The organism is Oleispirillum naphthae (genome assembly GCA_027864655.1).
Classification (GTDB): Bacteria; Pseudomonadota; Alphaproteobacteria; order Rhodospirillales; family Rhodospirillaceae; genus Oleispirillum; species Oleispirillum naphthae.
Map to the genome: position 1 here is coordinate 180,603 of JAQAZG010000004.1, position 20,389 is coordinate 200,991.

Genomic DNA, 20,389 nt, shown 5'->3' on the forward strand with positions numbered 1-20,389 from the left:
GCCGCCGACGATTTCACGCTTTCCTTACATTCCGGTGTGAAATCCTTCACGAAAAAGGCGGCGGATTTCTCCGCCGCCCGCTTGCCGCGAGGGGATTTCGCCGCCTAGGCGACGGCGAGGTTGCGCAGCACGTAGGGCAGAATGCCGCCGTGGTTCATGTAGGCGATCTCGTCCGCCGTATCGATGCGGCAGGTCACGGAGATCGTCTCCTTGCCGCCGTCGGCGCGGGTGATCTCCACCGCGATGTCCTGGCGCGGCTGCACCTCGGCGAGGCCCTTGATGGTGAAGGTCTCGCTGCCGTCGAGGCCGAGGCTCTTGCGGGTCATGCCGTCCTTGAACTGCAACGGCAGGATGCCCATGCCCACCAGGTTGGAGCGGTGGATGCGCTCGAAGCTTTCCACGATCACCGCGCGCACGCCCAGAAGCTTGGTGCCCTTGGCCGCCCAGTCGCGCGACGAGCCGGTGCCGTATTCCTTGCCCGCGACGACGACGAGCGGAATGCCCCGCTCTTCGTAGGCCATGGCGGCGTCGTAGATCGACATCTGCTTGCCGTCGGGCATCAGGCGGGTGACGCCGCCCTCGGTGCCCGGCGCCATCTCGTTCTTGATGCGGATGTTGGCGAAGGTGCCGCGCATCATCACTTCGTGGTTGCCGCGGCGCGCGCCGTAGCTGTTGAAGTCGGAAATCGCGATCTGCCGTTCGGAGAGATAGGTCCCGGCCGGGCCGCTGGCCTTGATGTTGCCCGCGGGCGAGATGTGGTCGGTGGTCACCGAATCGCCGAGGATGGCGAGCGGCCGCGCGTCGATGATGTCGTCGATGCCCGGCGGGTCCATGGTCAGCCCCTCGAAGTAGGGCGGGTTCTTGACGTAGGTGGAACCGTCCTGCCAGGCGTAGGTCTCGCCCTCGGCGACCTTGACCGCCTGCCACTCCTGCGGCCCGACGAAGACGTCGGCATAGCGGTTGCGGTACATCTCGGGCGAGAGGTTGGCGACGATCGCCGACTGGATCTCCGCCGGAGACGGCCAGATGTCGGCGAGGAACACCGGCTTGCCGTCCGCGCCCGTGCCCAAGGGCTGGGTGGTGAGGTCCACCGCCATGCTGCCCGCGATCGCATAGGCCACCACCAGGGGCGGCGAGGCGAGGTAGTTCGCCTTGGTGTTGGGGGAGACGCGGCCCTCGAAGTTGCGGTTGCCGGAGAGCACGGCGCACACCGTGAGGTCGTTGGCGTCGATGGCGGCGATGAGTTCGTCGGCGAGCGGACCGGAGTTGCCGATGCAGGTGGTGCAGCCGTAACCCACGAGGTCGAAGCCGAGCTTCTCCAACGGCTCCATCAGCCCCGCGGCGGCAAGGTAGTCGGTCACCACCTGGGAGCCGGGGGCGAGCGAGGTCTTGACCCATGGCTTGGAGGTCAGGCCCTTTTCCACCGCCTTCTTGGCGAGAAGGCCCGCGGCCATCAGCACCGAGGGGTTGGAGGTGTTGGTGCAACTGGTGATCGCGGCGATCATCACGTCGCCGTGGCCGATGGTGTGGTCGCGGTCCTGCACCGCAAAGCGCGCCGCCATGTCGGCGGTGGGATAGGCGGTGCGGAAGGCGGACGCCGCGGCGGCGAGGGTGATGCGGTCCTGCGGCCGCTTCGGCCCGGCGAGCGAGGGCTGCACCGTGCCCATGTCGAGCTCCAGCGTATCGGTGAACACCGGGTCCGGCGTGGCGGAATCGCGCCACAGGCCCTGCGCCTTGGCATAGGCCTCCACCAGCTTGATGCGGTGCGCGTCGCGGCCGGTGAAGGCGAGGAAGCGCAGCGTCTCGGCATCGACGGGGAAGAAGCCGCAGGTCGCGCCGTATTCCGGCGCCATGTTGGCGATGGTGGCGCGGTCGGTGAGCGGCATGTTGTCGAGGCCGGGGCCGAAGAACTCCACGAACTTGCCGACCACGCCCTTCTTGCGCAGCATCTCGGTGACGGTGAGCACCAGATCGGTGGCGGTGGTGCCCTCCTGCATCCGCCCGGTGAGGCGGAGGCCCACCACCTCGGGAATCAGCATGGAAACCGGCTGGCCCAGCATCGCCGCCTCGGCCTCGATGCCGCCGACGCCCCAGCCGAGAACCGAAAGCCCGTTGACCATGGTGGTGTGGCTGTCGGTGCCGACCAGGGTGTCCGGATAGGCGATGGTCTTGCCGCCTTCCTCGCCGACCCACACCGTCTGCGCCAGGTACTCGACGTTGACCTGATGGCAGATGCCGGTGCCGGGCGGCACCACGCGGAAGTTGTCGAACGCGGTCTGGCCCCAGCGCAGGAAGGCATAGCGCTCGCCGTTGCGGGCGAACTCCAGCTCCATGTTGCGGGCGAGCGCGGTGGGGTTGCCGTAGACGTCCACCATCACCGAGTGGTCGATCACCAGATCCACCGGGGAGAGCGGGTTGATCTTCTGCGGGTCCTTGCCCAGCGCGGCCATGGCGTCGCGCATCGCGGCGAGGTCCACCACCGCGGGCACGCCGGTGAAGTCCTGCATCAGCACGCGGGCGGGGCGGTAGGCGATCTCCTGCTCGGAGGTGCGGTCCTTGAGCCACGCGGCGATCGCCTTGATGTCGGCGACGGTGACGGTCTTGCCGTCTTCGTAGCGCAACAGGTTCTCCAGCAGAACCTTGAGCGAGAACGGCAGACGGGAAAGACCGGGCATGCCCGCGGCCTCGGCGGCGGGAATGCTGAAATAGTCGTAGGCCTTGCCTTCGACGGTGAGGGATTTTCGGGTGTTCAGGGTGTCCTGGCCACACAGCGACATGAAAGTTCCTCCGATTTTTTCTCGGGTTGGGATGCGCGATGACAGGACGTGCGAAAACACCGGGAGACCGGTGGCGAGTGGCGACTCCGATCGGCACGTCGGAACGGCTCTACATTTAACCCTTTGACGGATGAGGACAAGAACCCCCGCGCGCGGCAGATGCAAAAAATCCGGGCGGGAAGGGTAAAAAACCGAAACTTTGCGGAGGGACTCGGTCCCTCCGCGCCTCCCCTAACTTTTTTCGCCGCGCAGCGGCAGGCGATGCGTTCGTTGCAACCGCCGCAGGCTTATGGCGCTGCGCGCAAAAATCAAACTCATGGGGTGCGCGAGGGGACCGAGTCCCCTCGCAAAGTTTTTGTGTTAATCCCGCAGGCCGTCGTAATCGGGGCCGAGGTCGTCTTGCCAGGGGCGCATGCGTTCCAGGGCGACGAGTCCGGCGATCAGCGCCGCGGCGAGGATGAGGGCGACCGCCCAGAACGGCAGTCCGACCAGGGTGTCGAGGCGGAGCTTGCCCGGTCCGCCCGAGAGCAGCAGGGGCTTGAGCGCCGGTTCGGCGTAGCCGAAGGCGACGGCCCCGGCGAGCGCGCCTGCGAGGGCGAACCAGGCGTCCTTGTAGCCGACGCCGATCTGCGCGAGCAGGGTGCCGGGGCACGCCCCGGCGAGGGTGATGCCGATGCCGAGGAGCGCGCCGCCCACGGCGTTGGCGATGACGTAGGTGGCCTTGGGGTGCAGCGCCACGCCGTAAACCCCGTTCATCACCGCGAGCAGGATGAGGCCGGTGGCGGTGGCGGTGAGGAACATCTTGAGCATGGTGAAGGTGCGGAACTGCATCTGCCCGACGATCACGCCGGGTTCGAACACGCGGCCCTTCTCCAGCGCGAAGCCGAAGGCGACGCCCATGAGGAGGCCGAGCACGACGAAGCGGTAGGTTTCCATGACGGTGTCTCCTCAGACCTTGCGGAACAGCATGGCGGTGGCGATGCCGCCCGCGAACATGAAGGCGACGGCGATCATCGAGCTGACCGCGAGCTGCGCGATGCCGGAGATGCCGTGGCCGCTGGTGCATCCCCCGGCGAGGCGCGCGCCGATGAGCAGGATGAAGCCGCCCGCGAAGGCCATGGCGGCGCGCCCGGCGAAGCTTTCGACGCCGGTGGCGCGCTTCCACACCGGGGCGACGGCGGCGCGTTTGGTGCCGGAAAGCCGGGAAGAGAGGAACGCGCCGAGCGCGATGCCGGCCACCAGCGCCACCTGCCACCAGTTCTTCGCGCCCGCGGCGTGGCCGGCGAAGTAGCCGATCTGCATCGCCCCCGCGTCGAACAGCGCGGCGATGTGCCCGCCGACGGTGACGAAGGACGACGACGCGCCGAGCGCGGTGTTGACCAGGAGGAAGGCGGGGATTTGCAGCAGCCCGATCAGCCCGCCCGCGGCGTAGGGCGACCAGGCGGCGCGGCGCAGAAGCGACCGGCTTTTGCGCCAGGGGCAGTGCGGCGACAGGCCGTTTTCGTCGTAGGAGGTTTCGGACATGGGTCGGTCCTCGTGGTTTGGGAAAATCTAATATGAATGAAATCTAATATAATAGCGCGGCGTGTCAAGCCCCTCGTGCGTCATCTGCTTTTCTCGTGAAAAGGTTGGGGCTTCGGGTATCATGCGGGCATGTTTGGCAATCCCTTTTCCACCGCCCTGCCGCTTGCGCCGTTCCCGCTGATGCTGCGGGAGGCGGCGTGCTGGCGCGGCGAGACGGAGGTGTTCGCCGGTCTCGACATGATGATCGAGGGCGGCGCGCTGTGGCTGATCCGCGGCGACAACGGCGCGGGGAAGACCACGCTGTTGCGCCTGCTCGCCGGGATGCTGCGTGCCGCGGGCGGCGTGGTTTCCTGGGGCGACGGCCAGAGTCCGCGCAAGACGCCGGAGCGGGCGCTCTTCATCGGTCATGCGGATGCGCTGAAACCGGCGTTGACGGTGGGGGAGAACCTCGGCTTCTGGGCCGGTTTTTCCGGGTTTGCGGAGTCCCCCTGGCCGCAGGCGAGCGACCCCTTCGGGGTGTGGGCCTATGCCGACGTGCCGCTGCGGGCGCTCTCCGCCGGGCAGCGCCGCCGCGTCGCGCTGACGCGGCTGGCGTTTTCCGCCGCGCCTCTGTGGCTGCTCGACGAGCCGGTGACGGCGCTCGACGCCGCGGGGCAGCGCACGGTGTGGGAGCTGGCGGCGGCGCACCGCCGCCGCGGCGGCGCGGTGGTGGCCACCACGCACGCGCCGATGAATCTGCCCGACGCGCAGGAAATGACCCTGGGAGGCCTGCGATGACCGCCTTCCTCGCCGTGGTGCGGCGCGACCTGCTGCTCGCCTACCGCGACGGCGCGGGGACGTGGACGGTGCTCGGCTTCTTCGTCATCGCGGTGGCGGTGTTTCCCCTCGGCCTGGGGCCGGAGCCGCAGTTGCTCGCCCGCGTCGCCGCGGGGGTGGTGTGGGCGATGGCGCTGCTCGCCGCGCTGCTCTCCCTCGATACCCTGTTCGACGCGGACTGGCGCGACGGCAGCCTGGAATTGCTGCTTTCCGGCGAGTTGGCCCCCGAGGCGCTGGTGCTCGCCAAGGCGCTGGCGCACTGGCTGGCGAGCGGCCTGCCGCTCATCGTCGTCGCGCCCCTTGCCGGGGTGCTTTTGCACCTGCCGGGGAATGCGGCGCCGACGCTGGCGGTTTCGCTGCTGCTCGGCACCCCGGCGTTGTCGCTCTTGGGCGCGCTCGGCGCGGCGCTGGCGCTCGGCGCCCGGCGCGGCGCGGCGCTGCTGGCGGTGATGGTGCTGCCGCTCGCCGTGCCGGTGCTGATCTTCGGCGCGGGGGCGGTGGAATCGGCGATGCTGGGGTTGGCGGCAGGGCCGGGGCTCCTCATCTTGGGAGGCATTGCGCTGATGGCGCTGGCGGTGTGTCCGTTCGCCGCGGCGGCGGCGTTGCGGCAGGCGGTGGAGTAGGCCGGGAGTGGGCAAGGCGATCGCGGCGATGGGAGGATTCTTGCAGCGGCAGGCGCAGCCCGCCCGCGTCGTCGATCTGTGCGGGCGGTTTTTGCCGTTCGCCTTCGCGCTTGCCGTGATCTGCCTCGCCGCCGGGCTGATCTCCGCCCTCGTGCTGTCGCCGCCCGATTATCAGCAGGGCGAGAGCGTGCGCATCATGTACGTGCACGTGCCCGCCGCGTGGATGGGCCTTTTCGTCTATGCCTTCATCGCGGCGCTGGGCGGCGTCGGCCTCGTCGGCGGACATCCGCTCGCCTTCCACGCCGCGCGCGCCGCAGCGCCGGTGGGCGCGGGGTTCACCGCGGCGTGCCTGGTCTCCGGCTCGCTGTGGGGCAAGCCGATGTGGGGCGCGTGGTGGGTGTGGGATGCGCGGCTGACCTCGATGCTGCTGCTGCTCTTCCTCTATTTCGGCCATGCGGCGCTCACCCGCGCCTTCGACGACCCGCGCCGCGGCGACAAGGCGGCGGCGGTGCTCGCCCTGGTCGGGTGCGTCAACCTGCCGGTGATCAAGTTTTCCGTGGACTGGTGGAACACCCTGCACCAGCCCGCCAGCGTGTTCAAAATGGGCGGCCCGGCGATCGACCCGTCGATGCTGCTGCCCCTGCTGTTGATGCTCGGAGCGTTCAAGGCGCTGTTCTTCACCCTGTGGCTGATGCGGCTGCGTTCCTCGGTGGTGGCGGCGCGGCTGCGCGCCGCGGCGGCGCGGGCGCGGGGGGCGGCGTGGCGATGAGCTTTTCCTCCCCCTATGCCGTTTACGTTCTCGCCTCCTACGGCGCGGCGTTCGCCATTCTCGGCGGCCTCGCCCTCCTCGCCTGGCGCGACTGGCGGCGGGTGAAGGCGGCGTGGGAGCGCCTGCCCGGCCGCCGGGAGGCGCCATGACGCGCAGGAAGCAGCGGCTGATCCTGATCGGCGGCGGCCTGGCGGTTCTGGCGGTGGCGGTGGCGCTGGTGCTCTCCGCGCTCGGCGAGGCGCTCACCTTCTTCTACGGCCCGGCGGACCTGCTTTCCCGCGCCGACGCCGCGGGCCGCCGGGTGCGCCTGGGCGGCCTGGTGGAGCCGGGCAGCCTGATGCGCGACGGCGCGACCGCGCGCTTCGTCGTCACCGACGGCAAGGCGGAGATGCCGGTCTCCTTCACCGGGGTGCTGCCCGATCTCTTCCGCGAGGGGCAGGGCGTGGTGGCGGAGGGCCGCCTGACGCCCGCGGGCTTCGTCGCCGAGACGGTGCTCGCCAAGCACGACGAGAAATACATGCCGCGCGAGGTCGCCGAGGTGCTGAAGAAGAACGGCGAGTGGCGGACCGCGCAATGATCGCCGAGGCCGGGCACTTCGCGCTGATTCTCGCCGCCGTGCTCGCCCTGGTGCAGGCTGCCGCGCCGGGCCTGGCGCATCTCTTCCGCCGTCCCGGCATCGCCGGGCTCACCGGGTTCGCCGCTGCGGGTCAGGCGGTGGCGATGGCCTGCGCGATGGCGGCCCTTATCCATGCCTTCGCGGTCTCCGACTTTTCGGTGCGGGTGGTGTTCGAGAACTCCCACACCGCCAAGCCGATGCTCTACAAGGTGGCCGCCGCCTGGGGCCACCACGAGGGTTCGCTGCTGTTGTGGGCGGCGCTGCTCTCCGCCTTCGGCGGCGTCACCGCGCTGTGGAACCAGGGCCTGCCCGGCGGCATGCGCCTGCGCGTGCTGGCGGTGCAGGGGCTGGTTTCCTGCGGCGTGCTCGCCTTCCTCGAACTCACCTCCAATCCGTTCGACCGCCTCTCCCCCGCGCCGTTCGAGGGGCGCGGCCTCAACCCGTTGTTGCAGGACCCCGGCCTCGCGGTGCATCCGCCGCTCTTGTACGTCGGCACCGTCGGGGTGTCGGTGGCCTTCGCCTTCGCCGTCGCCGCGCTGTGGAGCGGCCGCATCGGGCCGGGCTGGGCGCGGGCGGTGCGCGCCTGGACGCTGATCGCCTGGATCTTCCTCACCGCGGGCATCGCGCTCGGTTCCGCCTGGGCCTATGCGGAACTCGGCTGGGGCGGCTGGTGGTTCTGGGACCCGGTGGAGAACTCCGCCCTGATGCCGTGGCTCACCGCCACCGCGCTGTTGCACGCGGTGCGCGGCGTGGAGCGGCGCGGCGGCGCGGAGGGCTGGGTGGTGCTGCTCGCCATTCTCGGCTTCGGCTTCAGCCTCTTGGGGATGTTCCTGGTGCGCTCCGGGGTGCTCACCTCGGTGCACGCCTTCGCCGCCGACCCGCTGCGCGGGGTGTTCATCCTGGCGCTCTTCGGGCTGATCGAGGGCGGCGCTTTGGCTCTTTTCGCGGTGCGCGGCCACCGCCTTTCCGGGCGCATCGCGTTTGCGCCGTTCTCCCGCGACGGCGCGCTGCTGCTCAACACCGTGCTGCTCATCGTCGCCACCGGGGTGGTGCTGTTCGGCACCGTCTATCCGCTGCTCGCCGAGGTGCTGGGCATCGGGCGGATCTCCGTCGGCGCGCCGTTCTTCGACGCCACGGTGCTGCCGCTGCTCTCCCCCCTCATCGCGCTGATGGCGATCGGCCCGCTGATGCGGCCGGGGCGGGATTCGCCGCGCCGCCTGCTGCGGCCCGCGGGGATCGTCGGCGGCGTGGGGCTGCTCGCCGCCGCGGCGTCGGCGGCGTGGGGCGGCTGGGCGGCGGCGGGCTTCGGCCTTGCCGCGGCGGTGGCGGCGGGCACGGTCCTTCTGCTGTGGCGGTCGCGGCGCTCGCTCACCCGGCGCGGCCTCGGCATGGCGGTGGCGCACCTGGGCGTCGCCGTGGCGATCGCCGGGATGACCGGCGGCAGCCAACTGGCGGACGAGGCGATCGCGCGGCTGCCGGTGGGCGGCAGCCTGGTCCTCGGCGGGCGGAGCTTCACCCTGGCCGAGGTGCGCGCCGTGCCCGGCCCCAACTACATCGCCACGCGGGCGCGGGTGACCGGCCCCGGCGGCCTGGCGCTGACGCCGGAGACGCGGCGCTATGAGAACCCGCCGCAGACCACCACCGAGGCGGCGATCGCTTCGACGCCGCTCGGCGACACCTATGCGGTGATCGGCGAGGGCGGGCCGGACGGCGCGGTGCTGCGGATGTTTTCCAAGCCGCTGCTGCCCTGGTTGTGGGCCTCTTCGGTGCTGATGTGTATGGGCGGTGGGATCGCGCTTTTCGCACGGCTGCCGCGCCTGCGCAGGAGGGAACGATGAATCGCAACGCCTGGATGCCGCTGTTCGTCTTCGTCATTCTGCTCGGCATCGCCGGGGCGCGCCTGGGGCAGCCGGAGCCGCCGCTGCCCTCGGCGCTGGAAGGCAAGCCGCTGCCCGCCTTCTCCCTGCCGCTGCTGGCGGGGGAGGGGAGGCTCACTCCGGACACCCTGAAGGGCCGCCCGGCGATTCTCAACGTCTTCGGCTCGTGGTGCGCCGCCTGCGTCGCCGAGCACCCGATCTGGGCCGAGGTGGGCAAGCGGGTGGACGTCTACGGCGTCGCCTGGCTCGACGAACCGGCGAAGACCCGCGCCTGGCTCGCCGAACGCGGCAACCCGTACAAAGCCGTGGGGGTGGACAAGGACAGCCGCTTCGCCCTGGACATGGGTGTGGCGGGCGCGCCGGAGAGCTACCTGATTTCCCCCGAGGGGCGCATCGTCGCGAAAGTGCCCGGGCCGGTGACCGAGACGGTGTGGAAAGAGACCCTGCTGCCCGCGCTGGAGGCGATGAAGTGATGCGCCGTCTCCTCCTCGCGGCGGTTCTCGGCTTTTTGAGCCTCGCCCCGGCGTTCGCCTTCGAGCCGGAGGAGCGGCTGCCCGACCCGGTGCTGGAGACCCGCGCCCGCGCGCTGTCGAAGGAATTGCGCTGCGTCGTCTGCCGGAACCAGTCGATCGACGAATCCGACGCGGAACTGGCGAAGGCGATGCGCCGCCTGGTGCGCGAGCGCCTGTCCGCCGGGGACAGCGACGCCGAGGCGCTGGCCGCCCTGCAGGCGCGCTATGGCGATTTCATCCGCCTGTTGCCGCCGCTCACCGTGGGCACCGTGCTGCTGTGGGCCGCGCCGGTGGCGCTGCTGCTCGGCGGGCTGGCGGCGTGGCGCGGCGCCTTCCGCCGCCCCGGTGCGGCGTCGGCGGCGGAAATCCCGGCGGAGGATGCGGCGGCGCTGCCGCGCCCCGCCGCCCCGGTGCTGCTGGCCGCGGCGGCGGGGGCGCTGCTCGCCGCCGGGGCGGCCTATGCGGCGCTCGGGCGGCCCGGCCTGCCCGACCAGCCCTACCGCCCGCGGCTGGCCGAACGCCTGGGAGTTTCCCAGTCCTCGATCGCCGAGATGGAGGGGATGGCGGAACGGCTGGAAACGCACATCGCCAAAACGCCGGGCGATGGCCGCGCCTGGGCGATGCTGGGCCGCGCCGAACGCTACCTCGACCGCCACGCCGAGGCGGCGGCGGCGCTCTCCCGCGCTGCGGCGCTGGGAGAGACCGGCGCGGACACCCTGGGCGACCTGGCGGAGAGTTTGATTTTGCGCGACAACGCGCTCACCCCCGAGGCGCTGCGCCTGTTCGGCGCGATCCGCGCCGCCGATCCGGCGGACCCGCGCGCCGCGTGGTTCCTCGGCGCGGCGGCGGCGGAAGCCGGAGACCACCCCCGCGCCGCGGCGATCTGGCGCGACGCCGCGGCGCGCCAGCCCGCGGGCTCGGCCTGGCGGCGGCGGCTGGAAATCCAGGCGTCGCGCCTGCCCGCCCCTTGACGTTTCGCCGCACCCACCCTTCTTAAGCGGGTAGGGTTTCCTGCATGGAGAACGGCATCATGGCCTTGGGCAACACCACCGAAACCTACGGTTCCGCCACCCGCGGCGTGCATTGGCTCACCGTCGCGCTGATCGCCGCCGGGTTCGGCCTCGCCTGGACGATGACGGACATGGCGAATTCGCCGGATAAGTTCCGCCTCTACGGCCTGCACAAGTCGATCGGCGCGACGGTGCTGGCGCTCGGCCTCTTCCGCATTCTCTGGACGGTGGTTCAGCCTTCGCCGCGCGCGCTGGGCAATTCGCCGCGCTGGCAGGAGATCGCCGCCAAGGCGGTGCACGGCCTGTTGCTGCTGTGGCTGGTCGCCATGCCGCTTTCCGGCTGGCTGATGTCCGCCGCCGGAGGACACCCGGTTTCGGTGTTCGGGCTGTTCACCCTGCCCAGTCTCATCGGGCAGGACCGGGAGACCGCGCATTTCCTCAGGGAAACCCATGAGACGCTGGCCAGCCTCGGCCTCTTCCTCATCGCGGCGCATGTGGGCGCGGCGCTGTGGCACCACGTCGTGGTCAAGGACGGCACCCTCCGGCGCATGCTGCCGGGCTTCGCCGGCGGCTGCGACTGCACCGAGGCGGCCTGCGCCGACGAGGACTGCGGCTGCGGCAAGCACTGACGGTTTACCCCCCCCCGGCGCTGCCGCTTCTCACGGCAGCGCCGGGGGGATTTCCGCGCATTGTCGCGAACGCGACATTCCACGATCTCCCCAATCTCCTGAAAAACCACAGGAAGTCCCGTGGCATGAGCCTTGCTGTGTAGGCGGCGTATATAACGCCACACCCGTTATGTCGCCCAACGCCATAACGCCGCCGGAGCCACGCCATGCCGCGCATCAGCCTGACCCCGCAATTCACCATCGAGGACGAGGGCGTCAGCCGCGTCGGCGCGGACCGCATCGCGCTGTTGGAGGCGATCCGCGACCATGGGTCGATCTCCGCCGCGGGGCGTGCCGTCGGCCTCAGCTACAAAGCCGCGTGGGACGGCGTCGCGGCGCTCAACAACCTGTTTTCCGCGCCCCTGGTGGTCGCCCGCCCCGGCGGACGGCACGGCGGCGGCGCGGAACTCACCGCCGAAGGATCGGAGGTGATCGAAGCCTTCCACCTGCTCGAACGCGAACTCGCCGCCGTGATGGCCGAGCTGCAAGGCCGCCTCGGCGACGCTCCGGCGCGCCGCGCCTCCCGCCTGTTGAGGAACCTCGCCATGAAAACCAGCGCCCGCAACGCCCTGCGTTGCATCGTCGATTCCGTCACCGCCGGCCCGGTCAACGCCGAGGTCGATCTGCATCTCGCCGACGGGGTGAAGCTTGCGGTGATCGTCACCGCCCGCAGCGCCGCCGACCTCGGCCTCGCCCCGGGGGTGGAGGTGCTGGCCCTGATCAAGTCGAGCTTCGTTCTCCTCGCCCCCGCCGCCGAGGTGGGCCGCATCTCCGCCCGCAACAAGCTGTTCGGCACCGTGGCGGCGCGCGAGGACGGCGCGGTGAACAGCGAGTTCGTCCTCGACATCGGCGGCGGCAAGACCATCGCCGCGATCGTCACCAAGGAAAGCGCGGAGACGCTGGGGCTCCATGTCGGCGACGCCGCCTGCGCCCTGGTCAAGGCGTCCCACGTCATCCTCGCCGTCGAATGACCGGCAGATCAAGAAAAGGGAGACCCATGATGAGAAAACTGCGTTTCGCCGCCGCCCTCGCGCTGGCGCTGCTTCCCCTTCCGGCGCAGGCCGGGGAGACCCTGGTCGCCGTCGCCGCCAACTTCACCGCCGCGGCCAAGGAGATCGGCGCGTCCTTCACCGCCAAGACCGGGCATGGCGTGAAGTTCAGCTTCGGCTCCACCGGCAAGCTCTACACCCAGATCAGCCAGGGCGCGCCGTTCGAGGCGTTCCTCGCCGCCGACGACAAGCGCCCGGCGAAGGCGGAGAAGGAGGGCTTCGGCGTGCCGGGCTCCAGCTTCACCTATGCGGTGGGCAAGCTGGTGCTGTGGAGCAAGACCCCCGGCCTGGTGGACGCCAAGGGCGCGGTGCTGAAGACCGGCAAATTCAACAAGGTGGCGATCGCCAACCCCGCCGCCGCGCCCTACGGCGCCGCCGCGGTGGCGGCGATGCAGGCGATGGGCGTCTACGATGCGCTGAAGCCGAAGATCGTCGAGGGCAACAACATCTCGCAGGCGCACCAGTTCGCCGCCACCGGCGCGGCCGAGCTCGGCTTCGTCGCGGGCTCGCAGGTGGCGCTCACCCCCGAGGGCTCGCGCTGGATGGTGCCGGATGCCCTCTACAGTCCGATCTACCAGGACGCGGTGCTGCTGACCAAGGGGGCGAAAAACCCGGCGGCCACCGCCTTCCTCGACTATCTGCGCGGGCCGGAGGCGGCCGAGGTGCTCGCCAAATACGGCTACGGCGCCCGCAAGTAACCCGTAACGGAGGACCGGCGGCCATGGGCGACATTCTCGCGCTCACCGTGAAGCTCGCAACCGTCAGCACCTGCATGCTGCTGGTCCTCGGCACGCCCTTGGCCTGGTGGCTGGCGCAAAGCCGCCACTGGGTGAAGGAAGTGGCGTCGGCGGTGGTCGCCCTGCCGCTGGTGCTGCCGCCCACCGTGCTCGGCTTCTACCTGCTGGTGGCGATGAGCCCGGAAGGGCCGGTGAGCCGCGCCCTCGCCCCCCTCGGCATCGCGCCGCTCGCCTTCACCTTTCCCGGGCTGGTGGCGGGGTCGGTGGTCTATTCCCTGCCCTTCGTCGTCAACCCGATCCGCAACGCCTTCGAGGCGGCGGGCCGCCGCCCGATGGAGGCCGCCGCCACCCTGCGCGCCGCGCCCTTGGACGCTTTCTTCGCCGTCGCACTGCCGCTTGCTGGCCCCGGCCTGCTCACCGGCGCGATCCTCGGCTTCGCCCACACCATCGGCGAGTTCGGCGTGGTGCTGATGATCGGCGGCAGCATCCCCGGCGAGACCAAGGTGCTGTCCATCGCCATTCTCGACTACGTGGAAACCCTGCAATGGGGCACCGCGCACCGCCTCTCCGCCCTGATGCTGGGGTTCTCCTTCTGCGTCATCCTGACGATGACGGTGTTGGAAAAGCGCCTGCTTCGAGGACTGCGATGAGCCGCATCGAGGCGCACTTCGCCGGGCGCATCGGCGGCTTCGACCTCGATGCCGCCTTCACCGCGCCGGGCTCCGGAGTGACCGCGCTGTTCGGTCCCTCGGGCTGCGGCAAGACCACGGTGCTGCGCTGCATCGCCGGTCTGGAGCGCCTGCGCTACGGCCATTTCTCCCTCTCGTCGGAGGAGGTCTGGCAGGACGGCGGCAGCTTCCTGCCGCCGCATCGCCGCGCCGTGGGCTACGTCTTCCAGGAGGCCAACCTCTTCCCCCACCTGTCGGTCACCGGCAACCTGCGCTTCGGCCTGCGCCGCGCCAAGGCGGGGGCGATCGCCTTCGGCGAGGTGGTGGACCTGCTCGGCCTTTCCCGGCTGCTGGAGCGCGCCCCCGGCCGCCTCTCCGGCGGCGAGCGGCAGCGCGTGGCGATCGGCCGGGCGTTGCTCTCCCAGCCGCGCCTGCTGCTGATGGACGAGCCGCTCTCGGCGCTCGACCGGATGAGCAAGGACGAGATCCTGCCCTACCTCGAACGCCTGCACGATGCGCTCTCGATTCCGGTGTTCTACGTCAGCCACGACCTCGCCGAGGTGGAGCGCCTCGCCGACCGCCTGGTGCTGATGGAGGGGGGGCGTGTCACCGCCGCCGGGCCGATCGCCCGGCTCCTCGCCGATCCCGCCCTGCCGTTCGCGGCGCGCCGCGACGCCGCGGTGGTGATCGACGCGGCGGTCGCCGCCTGGGAACCCGCCTACGGCCTCACCCGCCTTGCGGTGGCGGGGGCGGAGATGCTGGTGCCCGGCGCGGCGGGCGCGCTGGGGGCGCGGCGGCGGCTGCGCATCGCCGCGGGCGACGTCAGCCTCTGCCGCGTCGCGCCGCAGCAGACCTCGATCCTCAACGTGCTGCCCGCACGGGTGATTTCCCTGCTGCCGGGCGAGGCGCACCAGGTCGGCGTGCTGCTCGGCCTGGGGGATGCGGGCGACGGCGCGCGCCTGATCGCGCGGATCAGCGCCAAGTCCCGCGACCTTCTGGAGCTCGCCGCGGGGGAGGCGGTGTTCGCCCAGATCAAGGGCATCGCCCTGGTCGATTCCGCCGCCGACTGAAGCGGGGACATCACTTTTAGGTTGTATTTGCCGCAAACGCGCGGTGATTTTACGACTCCGGAGCGGAAAATACCGAGGCCGGGGTGGATGCGGTTTCTCGCAGACGAATATCAACCGTAAATTCAAAAATCAAGCGAAAAAAGTTTATATTGTACCTCAATGATATACCGGAGGTTGGCGTATCCCGGTATGAAGGGCGGGATTTTCCCCGTTGTCGTTCGGCAAAAGGCTTATACCATCGGTGGTTTCTCTGAGGGGATGTCAAATTTCCCAAGAATTTACGACGAAATCTTGGGTCTGGGGTTGGAGGACTTCGATCATGATGCTGTCGAACATCAAGATAGGAACCAAGGTCGCCTCTGGTTTTTCCATGCTGATCGTGCTGATCGCCGTCGTGTCCGCGACCGCATATTTGAATGGGAACAGATTTGGAGAGACCATATTCGAATACTCCCGCATTTCCGAGAATAGCGCCAAGGTTGCGTCCATGGGGGAGGGCGTGGCCAACCTGGAAAGGTATGTGGCTCTCTTTGCGCAGACCGGGAAGGATACTTACGCGGAACACGTAAAAGATGAGCTTTCCTCCCTGCGGCAGCAGGGGCAGGCGCTGATCTCCTCGACCAACGATGTCGGCCGCCGCAGCCTGATGGAGCGGGCCGTGGAGAGCCTCGGTTCCTATGGCGCGACCTTCGACAACCTGGTGCAGGCCGAGGCGCAGCGTACCGCCGAGGAGAAGGTGATCAACGCGCTGGGTCCGAAGATGCGCGTCGTCCTCACCCAGATCATGGAGCGCACCTCCATGACCCAGGACTCCCACCTCATCGCCCTGGCGGGCGGCACCCAGGAAGCCCTGATGCTCACCCGGCTGGAGGCGCTGCGCTTCCTCAAGGAGCCGAGCGAGGACAGCGTGATGACGCTCAACAGCCGCATGGCGCGCTTCGTCGCCCGGTTGGGCGAACTGGCGAAGGCGCTGCCGGCCGGCGATCTGCGCACCATGGCGTCCGCCCTGGTCAACGACGCGGATACCTACCAGAAGGCCTTCGTCCGTCTTGCCGAGTTGCGCTTCGCGGTGCAGGCCATGGCGGACAAGACGATCGCCGAGCAGTCCGCGCTGTTCAGCGGCAAGATGGCCGACGTGCGCCACGCCCAGGACGCGCGCCTCGCCGAGACGATGACCGCAACCAACGCCCGCATCGAGGCGTCCTCCGCCGTGGTGGTGGCGCTGGCCGCGGTGGCGCTCTTCCTCGGCGTCGCCGCTGCGTTCCTCATCGGGCGCGGCATCACCGTGCCGGTGAAGCAGATGACCTCCGCGATGGAAAAGCTTGCCGCGGGCAGGCTGGAGACCGAAGTCCCGGCGCGCGGCCGCAAGGACGAGATCGGCGCGATGGCGGAGGCGGTGCAGGTGTTCAAGGACAACGCCATCCGGGTCAAGCGCCTGGAGGCGGAAAGCGAGGCGCAGAAGCGCCAGGCCGAGGCCGACCGCCGCGCCGCGTTGGACAAGATGGCCGACGAGTTCGAGGCGAGCGTCGGCCATGTCATCGAGCGGGTCGCCGCCGCGGTGTCCGAACTGCAGGCGGCTTCCGGCCAGATGGCCACCACCGCGGCGGAAACCTCCGCCCAGGCCACCTCGGTGGCGAGCGCGGCGGAGGAGGCCTCTTCCAACGTGCAGACCGTGGCTTCGGCCACCGAGGAGCTTGCCGCCTCGATCAACGAGATCGGCAAGCAGGTGGCGCACTCCGCCGAAGTGGCGGCAAAGGCGAGCCGCGAGGCCGAAGTCGCCAGCGTCTCGATCAAGAGCCTGGCGGAGAACGCCGGGCGCATCGGCGAGATCATCGGCCTGATCAACGACATCGCCAGCCAGACCAACCTCCTCGCCCTCAACGCCACGATCGAGGCGGCGCGCGCGGGCGATGCGGGCAAGGGCTTCGCCGTGGTCGCGGGCGAGGTCAAGACCCTGGCCAACCAGACCGCCAAGGCGACGGAGGAGATCGGCGCTCAGATCTCCTCGGTGCAGGACGGCACCACCGCGGTGGTGCGCGCCGTCGAGGCGATCACCGGAGTGATCGGCGACATGGGCGAGATCGCCTCCGCCGTCGCATCCGCGGTGCAGGAGCAGAACGCCGCGACCAGCGAGATCGCCCGCAACGTCGAGCAGGCGGCGATGGGCACGCAGGAGGTTTCCTCCAACATCCAGGCGGTGGAGAGCGCGGCGCAGGAAACCGGCGCCGCCGCCTCGCAGATCAACGCCTCGGCGACGGAACTCTCCCGCCAGGCCGAGTACCTGAAGACCGAGGTGCTGCGCTTCCTGCAACAGGTGCGCGCCGACAAGGCGCAGATGCAGCTGATGGTGTGGAACCGCGATGTCGAGTGCGGCGTGCCGCAGATCGACGACGACCACAAGACCCTGATGCAACTGATGAACGCGGTCTACGCCGGGATGATGTCCGGCGAGGGCGCGGGCGACGCCGCGGCGCTGCTGGAAAAGGTGGACGGCCTGCTCGCCGAGCACTGCGCCGAGGAGGAGGCGCTGATGGTCCGCACCGCCTATGCGCAGACCGCGGGGCACCGACGCGCGCACCGCGAGATGCTGGAGCGGTTGCAGGCGATCCGCCGCGATGTCCAGGCGGGCCGCACCGAGGCCGGGCGCGAGGTGTTCGAGCAGCTCGCCGCCTACCTGCGCGACCATATGCTGAAGGCGGACGTGGCGCTCGCCGACCACGCGATGGGACGGATGGAGCAGAAGGTCGCCTGAGGTTTCGCAACAGTGCGCAAGATCCCGGCAACGGGACCGCCCAACCATAAGACCCCACGCAACGGGCCCTGAGAGACCACCCAAGTCCCGGCCTCCGCAAGGAGGCCGGTTTTTTACGCCATAGCGTGCGGATACGGATTCTGAAGATTCGATAGGCGAAGTTTTGGTGTTGTCTCACCGCGCGGTGCGGGCCTTGAGTTCGGCGAAGCTGGATTGCACGAAGCCGCGTTCGTCGTCGCGCATCGGGATCAGGCCGGAGCGGAAGAGGCGGCCTTCCGGGCCGATCATGCGGTCGGCGAGGAAGCGTTCGACGAACGGCAGCAGGCCGGGGATGCGCCCGACGTGCGCCACCTTGACGTAGAGATAGAGCGGCCGCGACAGCGGATAGCGCCCGTCCTCCAGCGCCTCGTCGCCGGGGCGCACGCCCTCCACGGCCAAGCCCTTGAGGCGGTCGGCGTGGCGCTTGAGCGCGCCGTAGCCCATGATCCCCAGCGCCTGCGGGTCGTCGAGCAGGCGCTTGACGATCATCTCGTCGTCCTCGCCCGCGTCGATGTAGGCGCCGTCCTCGCGGATGTGGCCGCACACCTCGCGCACCTTTGCGTCGGGGGCGGAGACCGGCAGGGCCTCGCACCCCGGGTTCATCACCAGGTGGACGAACACGTCGCGCGTGCCCGAGGTGAGCGGCGGGCCGTAGATGCGGATCGCCGCCTTGGGGAAGCCGGGCGCGATGTCGGCCCAGGCGCGGTAGGGGTTGGGCTTCGCCTTGCCGTGGACGCGCACGGTGCGCGCCAGAGCCCGCCACAAGGTGGCGCGGCTCACCGCGAAGTCGGGGGCGGCCTGGCTGCCCGCCAGCACGATGCCGTCGTAGCCGACCTTGAACTCGGCGACGTCGGCGATGCTGTGGGAAAGGCAGTCCTCTTCCTCGATCGGGGTGATGCGTCGCGACGCGGCGACGATGTCCGGCGAGTTGAGCCCGATGTCGGAACAGAAGATCTTGAAGCCGCCGACGGTGCCGGTGGCCTCGATCACCGGGGCGCGGAAGGCGGTGTCGCGGCCGAAGTCCTCCGCCACCTCGGCGAGGAAGGCGTACATCGTCGAGGAGCCGACGATGCGCAGGGTCTCGCGCTCCGCCGCGGCGGCGGGGGCGGCGAAGGCAAGCAGGGCGGCAAGCGCGGAACAGGCGAAAAGGCGCGGCATCGGCGTCTCCCGGCGCGGGTTCGGCCCCGCGCGGCATCAGGAGGCGGCGATCAGGGTCCTCAGACCGAGAAAGATACCGGCGGCCAGCACCGCCGACAAGGGTACGGTGATCAGCCACGCGGCGACGATGGTCTGCAGGTGGCGGCGGCGCACCAGGCGGCGCTTCTGCGCCTTGCGGCGCTTGTGGTGGGTGGGCGGCGCGGGCACCGCGGTGCCGTCCGCCGCAACGCCCGGCGGCGCGATCGCGGGCAAGGGCGCGGCCTCGGCGTCGGGCCTCGCCCGCAGCTTGGCGTTGCTCCAGTATTCGCGCAGGAAGCCGACGCCGAACACCCCGCCCACCGCGATGTGGGTGGAACTCACCGGCAGGCCGAAGGCGGAGGCGACGAGAACCGTCACCGCCGCCGACAGCGCGACGCAGAAGGCGCGGGTCTGGTCCAGCTTGGTGATCTTCTCGCCGACGGTGCGGATCAGCTTCGGCCCGAACAGGCAGAGCCCGAAGGCGATGCCGAGCGCGCCGACCACCAGAACCCACAACGGCAGGGTGACCTTGGCCGCGATGTCGCCGTCCTGCGCCGCGTGCACGATGGCGGCGAGCGGCCCCACCGCGTTGGCCACGTCGTTGGCGCCGTGGGCGAAGGAGAGGAGCGCGGCGGAGAAGATCAGGGGCAGGGTGAACAGGGAGCTCACCGCCTTGCGCCGGTTCTCCAGCCGTGCGGAGGCGCGGGCGACGACGGGGCGCATCGCCATGTGGGTGGCCACCCCCGCTGCCGCGCCGAGGACGAGGATCACCGCGAGCGGCGGACGCCACACGTGGGAAAGCCCCTTGAAGATCAGGTAGGCGGTGAAGCTGGCGGCGAGCATGCCGATGAGCGGCGGAATCCACCGTCGCGAGGCGGCCATGCGGTCCGGCTGGCGGATGATCGCGGCGCGGATGAAGGTGAGGAACAGTCCGGCGACCAGCCCGCCGAGCAGCGGCGAGATCACCCAGCTCGCGACGATCGCCTGCATCGTGCCCCAGGCCACGGCGTCCGGCCCCGCGGCGATCAGCCCGGCGCCCATCACCCCGCCGACCACCGCATGGGTGGTGGAAACCGGCGCGCCGATGAAGGTGGCGAGGTTGATCCACAGCGCGGCGGCGAGCAGCGAGGACATCATCGCCAGGATGAAGGTGTCGGCGTCGGGCACGCGGCCGGGATCGACGATGCCCTTGGAGATGGTGGAGACCACGTCGCCTCCGGCGAGAATGGCGCCCGCCGCCTCGCACACCGCGGCGATGACGAGCGCGCCGACCATCGGCAGCGCGCGCGAGCCGACCGCCGGGCCGACGTTGTTGGCGACGTCGTTGGCGCCGATATTGAGCGCCATGTAGCCGCCGATCACCCCGGCGAGCACGACGAACCAGTAGCGGTCGCCCTCGCCCGAGAGGGTCAGGGTGAACAGCAGAACGCCGATGAGGAACAGCCCGCCGAGACCGACCGCGGTCTTGAAGGCGCCGAGGCGATGCGTCGCATCCTCGATCTGCGAGATGCGCTTGAGGTCTTTGTAGAGGGCGCTGTCGGACACCAATCCCCGCTTCAGGGCACGCGCCGCTCCGCTTCGGCCGCGCGGCCCCGTCTGTCATCTAACTGTCGCGGAAGTGTCATACTGGCTTTGCCGCGCGCTGTCACCCGCGGCGTGGGCAGGGCATGCATGCGCATGCTGCGGACAGCGTTCTCAACGGCTTG

General features: G+C 70.1%; 20 protein-coding genes. 14 read left to right on the plus strand and 6 right to left on the minus strand.

Annotated elements, in window-relative coordinates:
- Nucleotides 1–104 precede the first annotated feature (104 nt).
- From acnA to O7R11_RS06640, 3 genes are all read right to left on the minus strand, one after another.
- On the minus strand, nt 105–2,777 hold the full coding sequence (acnA, locus tag O7R11_RS06630; protein WP_337996715.1) for an aconitate hydratase AcnA: 2,673 nt from the start codon (nt 2,775–2,777) through the stop codon (nt 105–107).
- 360 nt (nt 2,778–3,137) lie between these two features.
- Entirely contained in the window at nt 3,138–3,713 is a 576-nt protein-coding gene (locus O7R11_RS06635) for a YeeE/YedE thiosulfate transporter family protein (RefSeq protein WP_337996716.1), read from the minus strand.
- Nucleotides 3,714–3,725: 12 nt separating this feature from the next.
- Nucleotides 3,726–4,301 (minus strand): YeeE/YedE thiosulfate transporter family protein, encoded by a 576-nt coding sequence (locus O7R11_RS06640; RefSeq protein WP_337996717.1) that lies wholly within the window; start codon nt 4,299–4,301, stop codon nt 3,726–3,728.
- A gap of 129 nt (nt 4,302–4,430) precedes the next feature.
- Here O7R11_RS06640 and ccmA point away from each other — a divergent pair, with 129 nt between their 5' ends.
- The 13 genes from ccmA (at nt 4,431) to modC (ending at nt 14,716) form a co-directional block, all read left to right on the plus strand.
- Nucleotides 4,431–5,078 (plus strand): heme ABC exporter ATP-binding protein CcmA, encoded by a 648-nt coding sequence (gene ccmA, locus O7R11_RS06645; protein ID WP_337996718.1) that lies wholly within the window; start codon nt 4,431–4,433, stop codon nt 5,076–5,078.
- The gene (gene ccmB / locus O7R11_RS06650) at nt 5,075–5,740 is read left to right on the plus strand and encodes a heme exporter protein CcmB (RefSeq protein ID WP_337996719.1); all 666 of its coding nucleotides are present in this window, start codon (nt 5,075–5,077) and stop codon (nt 5,738–5,740) included. The genes ccmA and ccmB overlap by 4 nt, the downstream gene beginning before the upstream one ends.
- A gap of 40 nt (nt 5,741–5,780) precedes the next feature.
- Nucleotides 5,781–6,509 (plus strand): heme ABC transporter permease CcmC, encoded by a 729-nt coding sequence (gene ccmC / locus O7R11_RS06655; protein WP_420792976.1) that lies wholly within the window; start codon nt 5,781–5,783, stop codon nt 6,507–6,509.
- On the plus strand, nt 6,506–6,658 hold the full coding sequence (gene ccmD / locus O7R11_RS06660; RefSeq protein WP_337996721.1) for a heme exporter protein CcmD: 153 nt from the start codon (nt 6,506–6,508) through the stop codon (nt 6,656–6,658). The genes ccmC and ccmD overlap by 4 nt, the downstream gene beginning before the upstream one ends.
- The gene (ccmE, locus tag O7R11_RS06665; RefSeq protein WP_337996722.1) at nt 6,655–7,086 is read left to right on the plus strand and encodes a cytochrome c maturation protein CcmE; all 432 of its coding nucleotides are present in this window, start codon (nt 6,655–6,657) and stop codon (nt 7,084–7,086) included. Before ccmD ends, ccmE begins: the two co-directional genes overlap by 4 nt.
- Entirely contained in the window at nt 7,068–8,963 is a 1,896-nt protein-coding gene (locus O7R11_RS06670) for a heme lyase CcmF/NrfE family subunit (protein ID WP_337996723.1), read from the plus strand. The genes ccmE and O7R11_RS06670 overlap by 19 nt, the downstream gene beginning before the upstream one ends.
- A complete protein-coding gene (locus O7R11_RS06675) occupies nt 8,960–9,475 on the plus strand; it encodes a DsbE family thiol:disulfide interchange protein (protein WP_337996724.1) in 516 nt (171 codons plus the stop codon). Before O7R11_RS06670 ends, O7R11_RS06675 begins: the two co-directional genes overlap by 4 nt.
- Nucleotides 9,475–10,485, plus strand: a complete 1,011-nt coding sequence (locus O7R11_RS06680; protein WP_337996725.1) for a cytochrome c-type biogenesis protein CcmH — start codon at nt 9,475–9,477, stop codon at nt 10,483–10,485. Before O7R11_RS06675 ends, O7R11_RS06680 begins: the two co-directional genes overlap by 1 nt.
- A 44-nt stretch (nt 10,486–10,529) precedes the next feature.
- Nucleotides 10,530–11,153 (plus strand): cytochrome b, encoded by a 624-nt coding sequence (locus tag O7R11_RS06685; RefSeq protein ID WP_337996726.1) that lies wholly within the window; start codon nt 10,530–10,532, stop codon nt 11,151–11,153.
- A 206-nt stretch (nt 11,154–11,359) separates the two neighbouring features.
- Nucleotides 11,360–12,163: a TOBE domain-containing protein gene (locus tag O7R11_RS06690; protein WP_337996727.1), complete on the plus strand. Its 804-nt coding sequence runs from the start codon at nt 11,360–11,362 to the stop codon at nt 12,161–12,163.
- A gap of 26 nt (nt 12,164–12,189) precedes the next feature.
- Nucleotides 12,190–12,939, plus strand: coding sequence for a molybdate ABC transporter substrate-binding protein (gene modA / locus O7R11_RS06695; RefSeq protein WP_337996728.1), 750 nt, complete (start codon nt 12,190–12,192; stop codon nt 12,937–12,939).
- Nucleotides 12,940–12,962: 23 nt separating this feature from the next.
- The gene (gene modB, locus O7R11_RS06700; protein ID WP_337996729.1) at nt 12,963–13,628 is read left to right on the plus strand and encodes a molybdate ABC transporter permease subunit; all 666 of its coding nucleotides are present in this window, start codon (nt 12,963–12,965) and stop codon (nt 13,626–13,628) included.
- The gene (modC, locus tag O7R11_RS06705; protein WP_337996730.1) at nt 13,625–14,716 is read left to right on the plus strand and encodes a molybdenum ABC transporter ATP-binding protein; all 1,092 of its coding nucleotides are present in this window, start codon (nt 13,625–13,627) and stop codon (nt 14,714–14,716) included. Before modB ends, modC begins: the two co-directional genes overlap by 4 nt.
- Nucleotides 14,717–14,977: 261 nt before the next feature.
- On the opposite strand, the gene O7R11_RS06710 is transcribed toward modC, so the two are convergent.
- Complete coding sequence (locus O7R11_RS06710) at nt 14,978–15,205, minus strand: hypothetical protein (RefSeq protein WP_337996731.1); 228 nt, start codon at nt 15,203–15,205, stop codon at nt 14,978–14,980.
- Here O7R11_RS06710 and O7R11_RS06715 point away from each other — a divergent pair.
- Nucleotides 15,204–17,468 carry a methyl-accepting chemotaxis protein gene (locus tag O7R11_RS06715; RefSeq protein WP_337996732.1) on the plus strand — a complete coding sequence of 755 codons (2,265 nt, stop codon included), beginning with the start codon at nt 15,204–15,206 and terminating at the stop codon, nt 17,466–17,468. The genes O7R11_RS06710 and O7R11_RS06715 overlap by 2 nt on opposite strands.
- A gap of 174 nt (nt 17,469–17,642) precedes the next feature.
- Here O7R11_RS06715 and O7R11_RS06720 read toward each other — a convergent pair whose 3' ends face one another.
- A complete protein-coding gene (locus tag O7R11_RS06720) occupies nt 17,643–18,665 on the minus strand; it encodes a substrate-binding domain-containing protein (protein WP_337996733.1) in 1,023 nt (340 codons plus the stop codon).
- A 36-nt stretch (nt 18,666–18,701) separates the two neighbouring features.
- Complete coding sequence (locus O7R11_RS06725; protein WP_337996734.1) at nt 18,702–20,228, minus strand: inorganic phosphate transporter; 1,527 nt, start codon at nt 20,226–20,228, stop codon at nt 18,702–18,704.
- Nucleotides 20,229–20,389 lie beyond the last annotated feature (161 nt).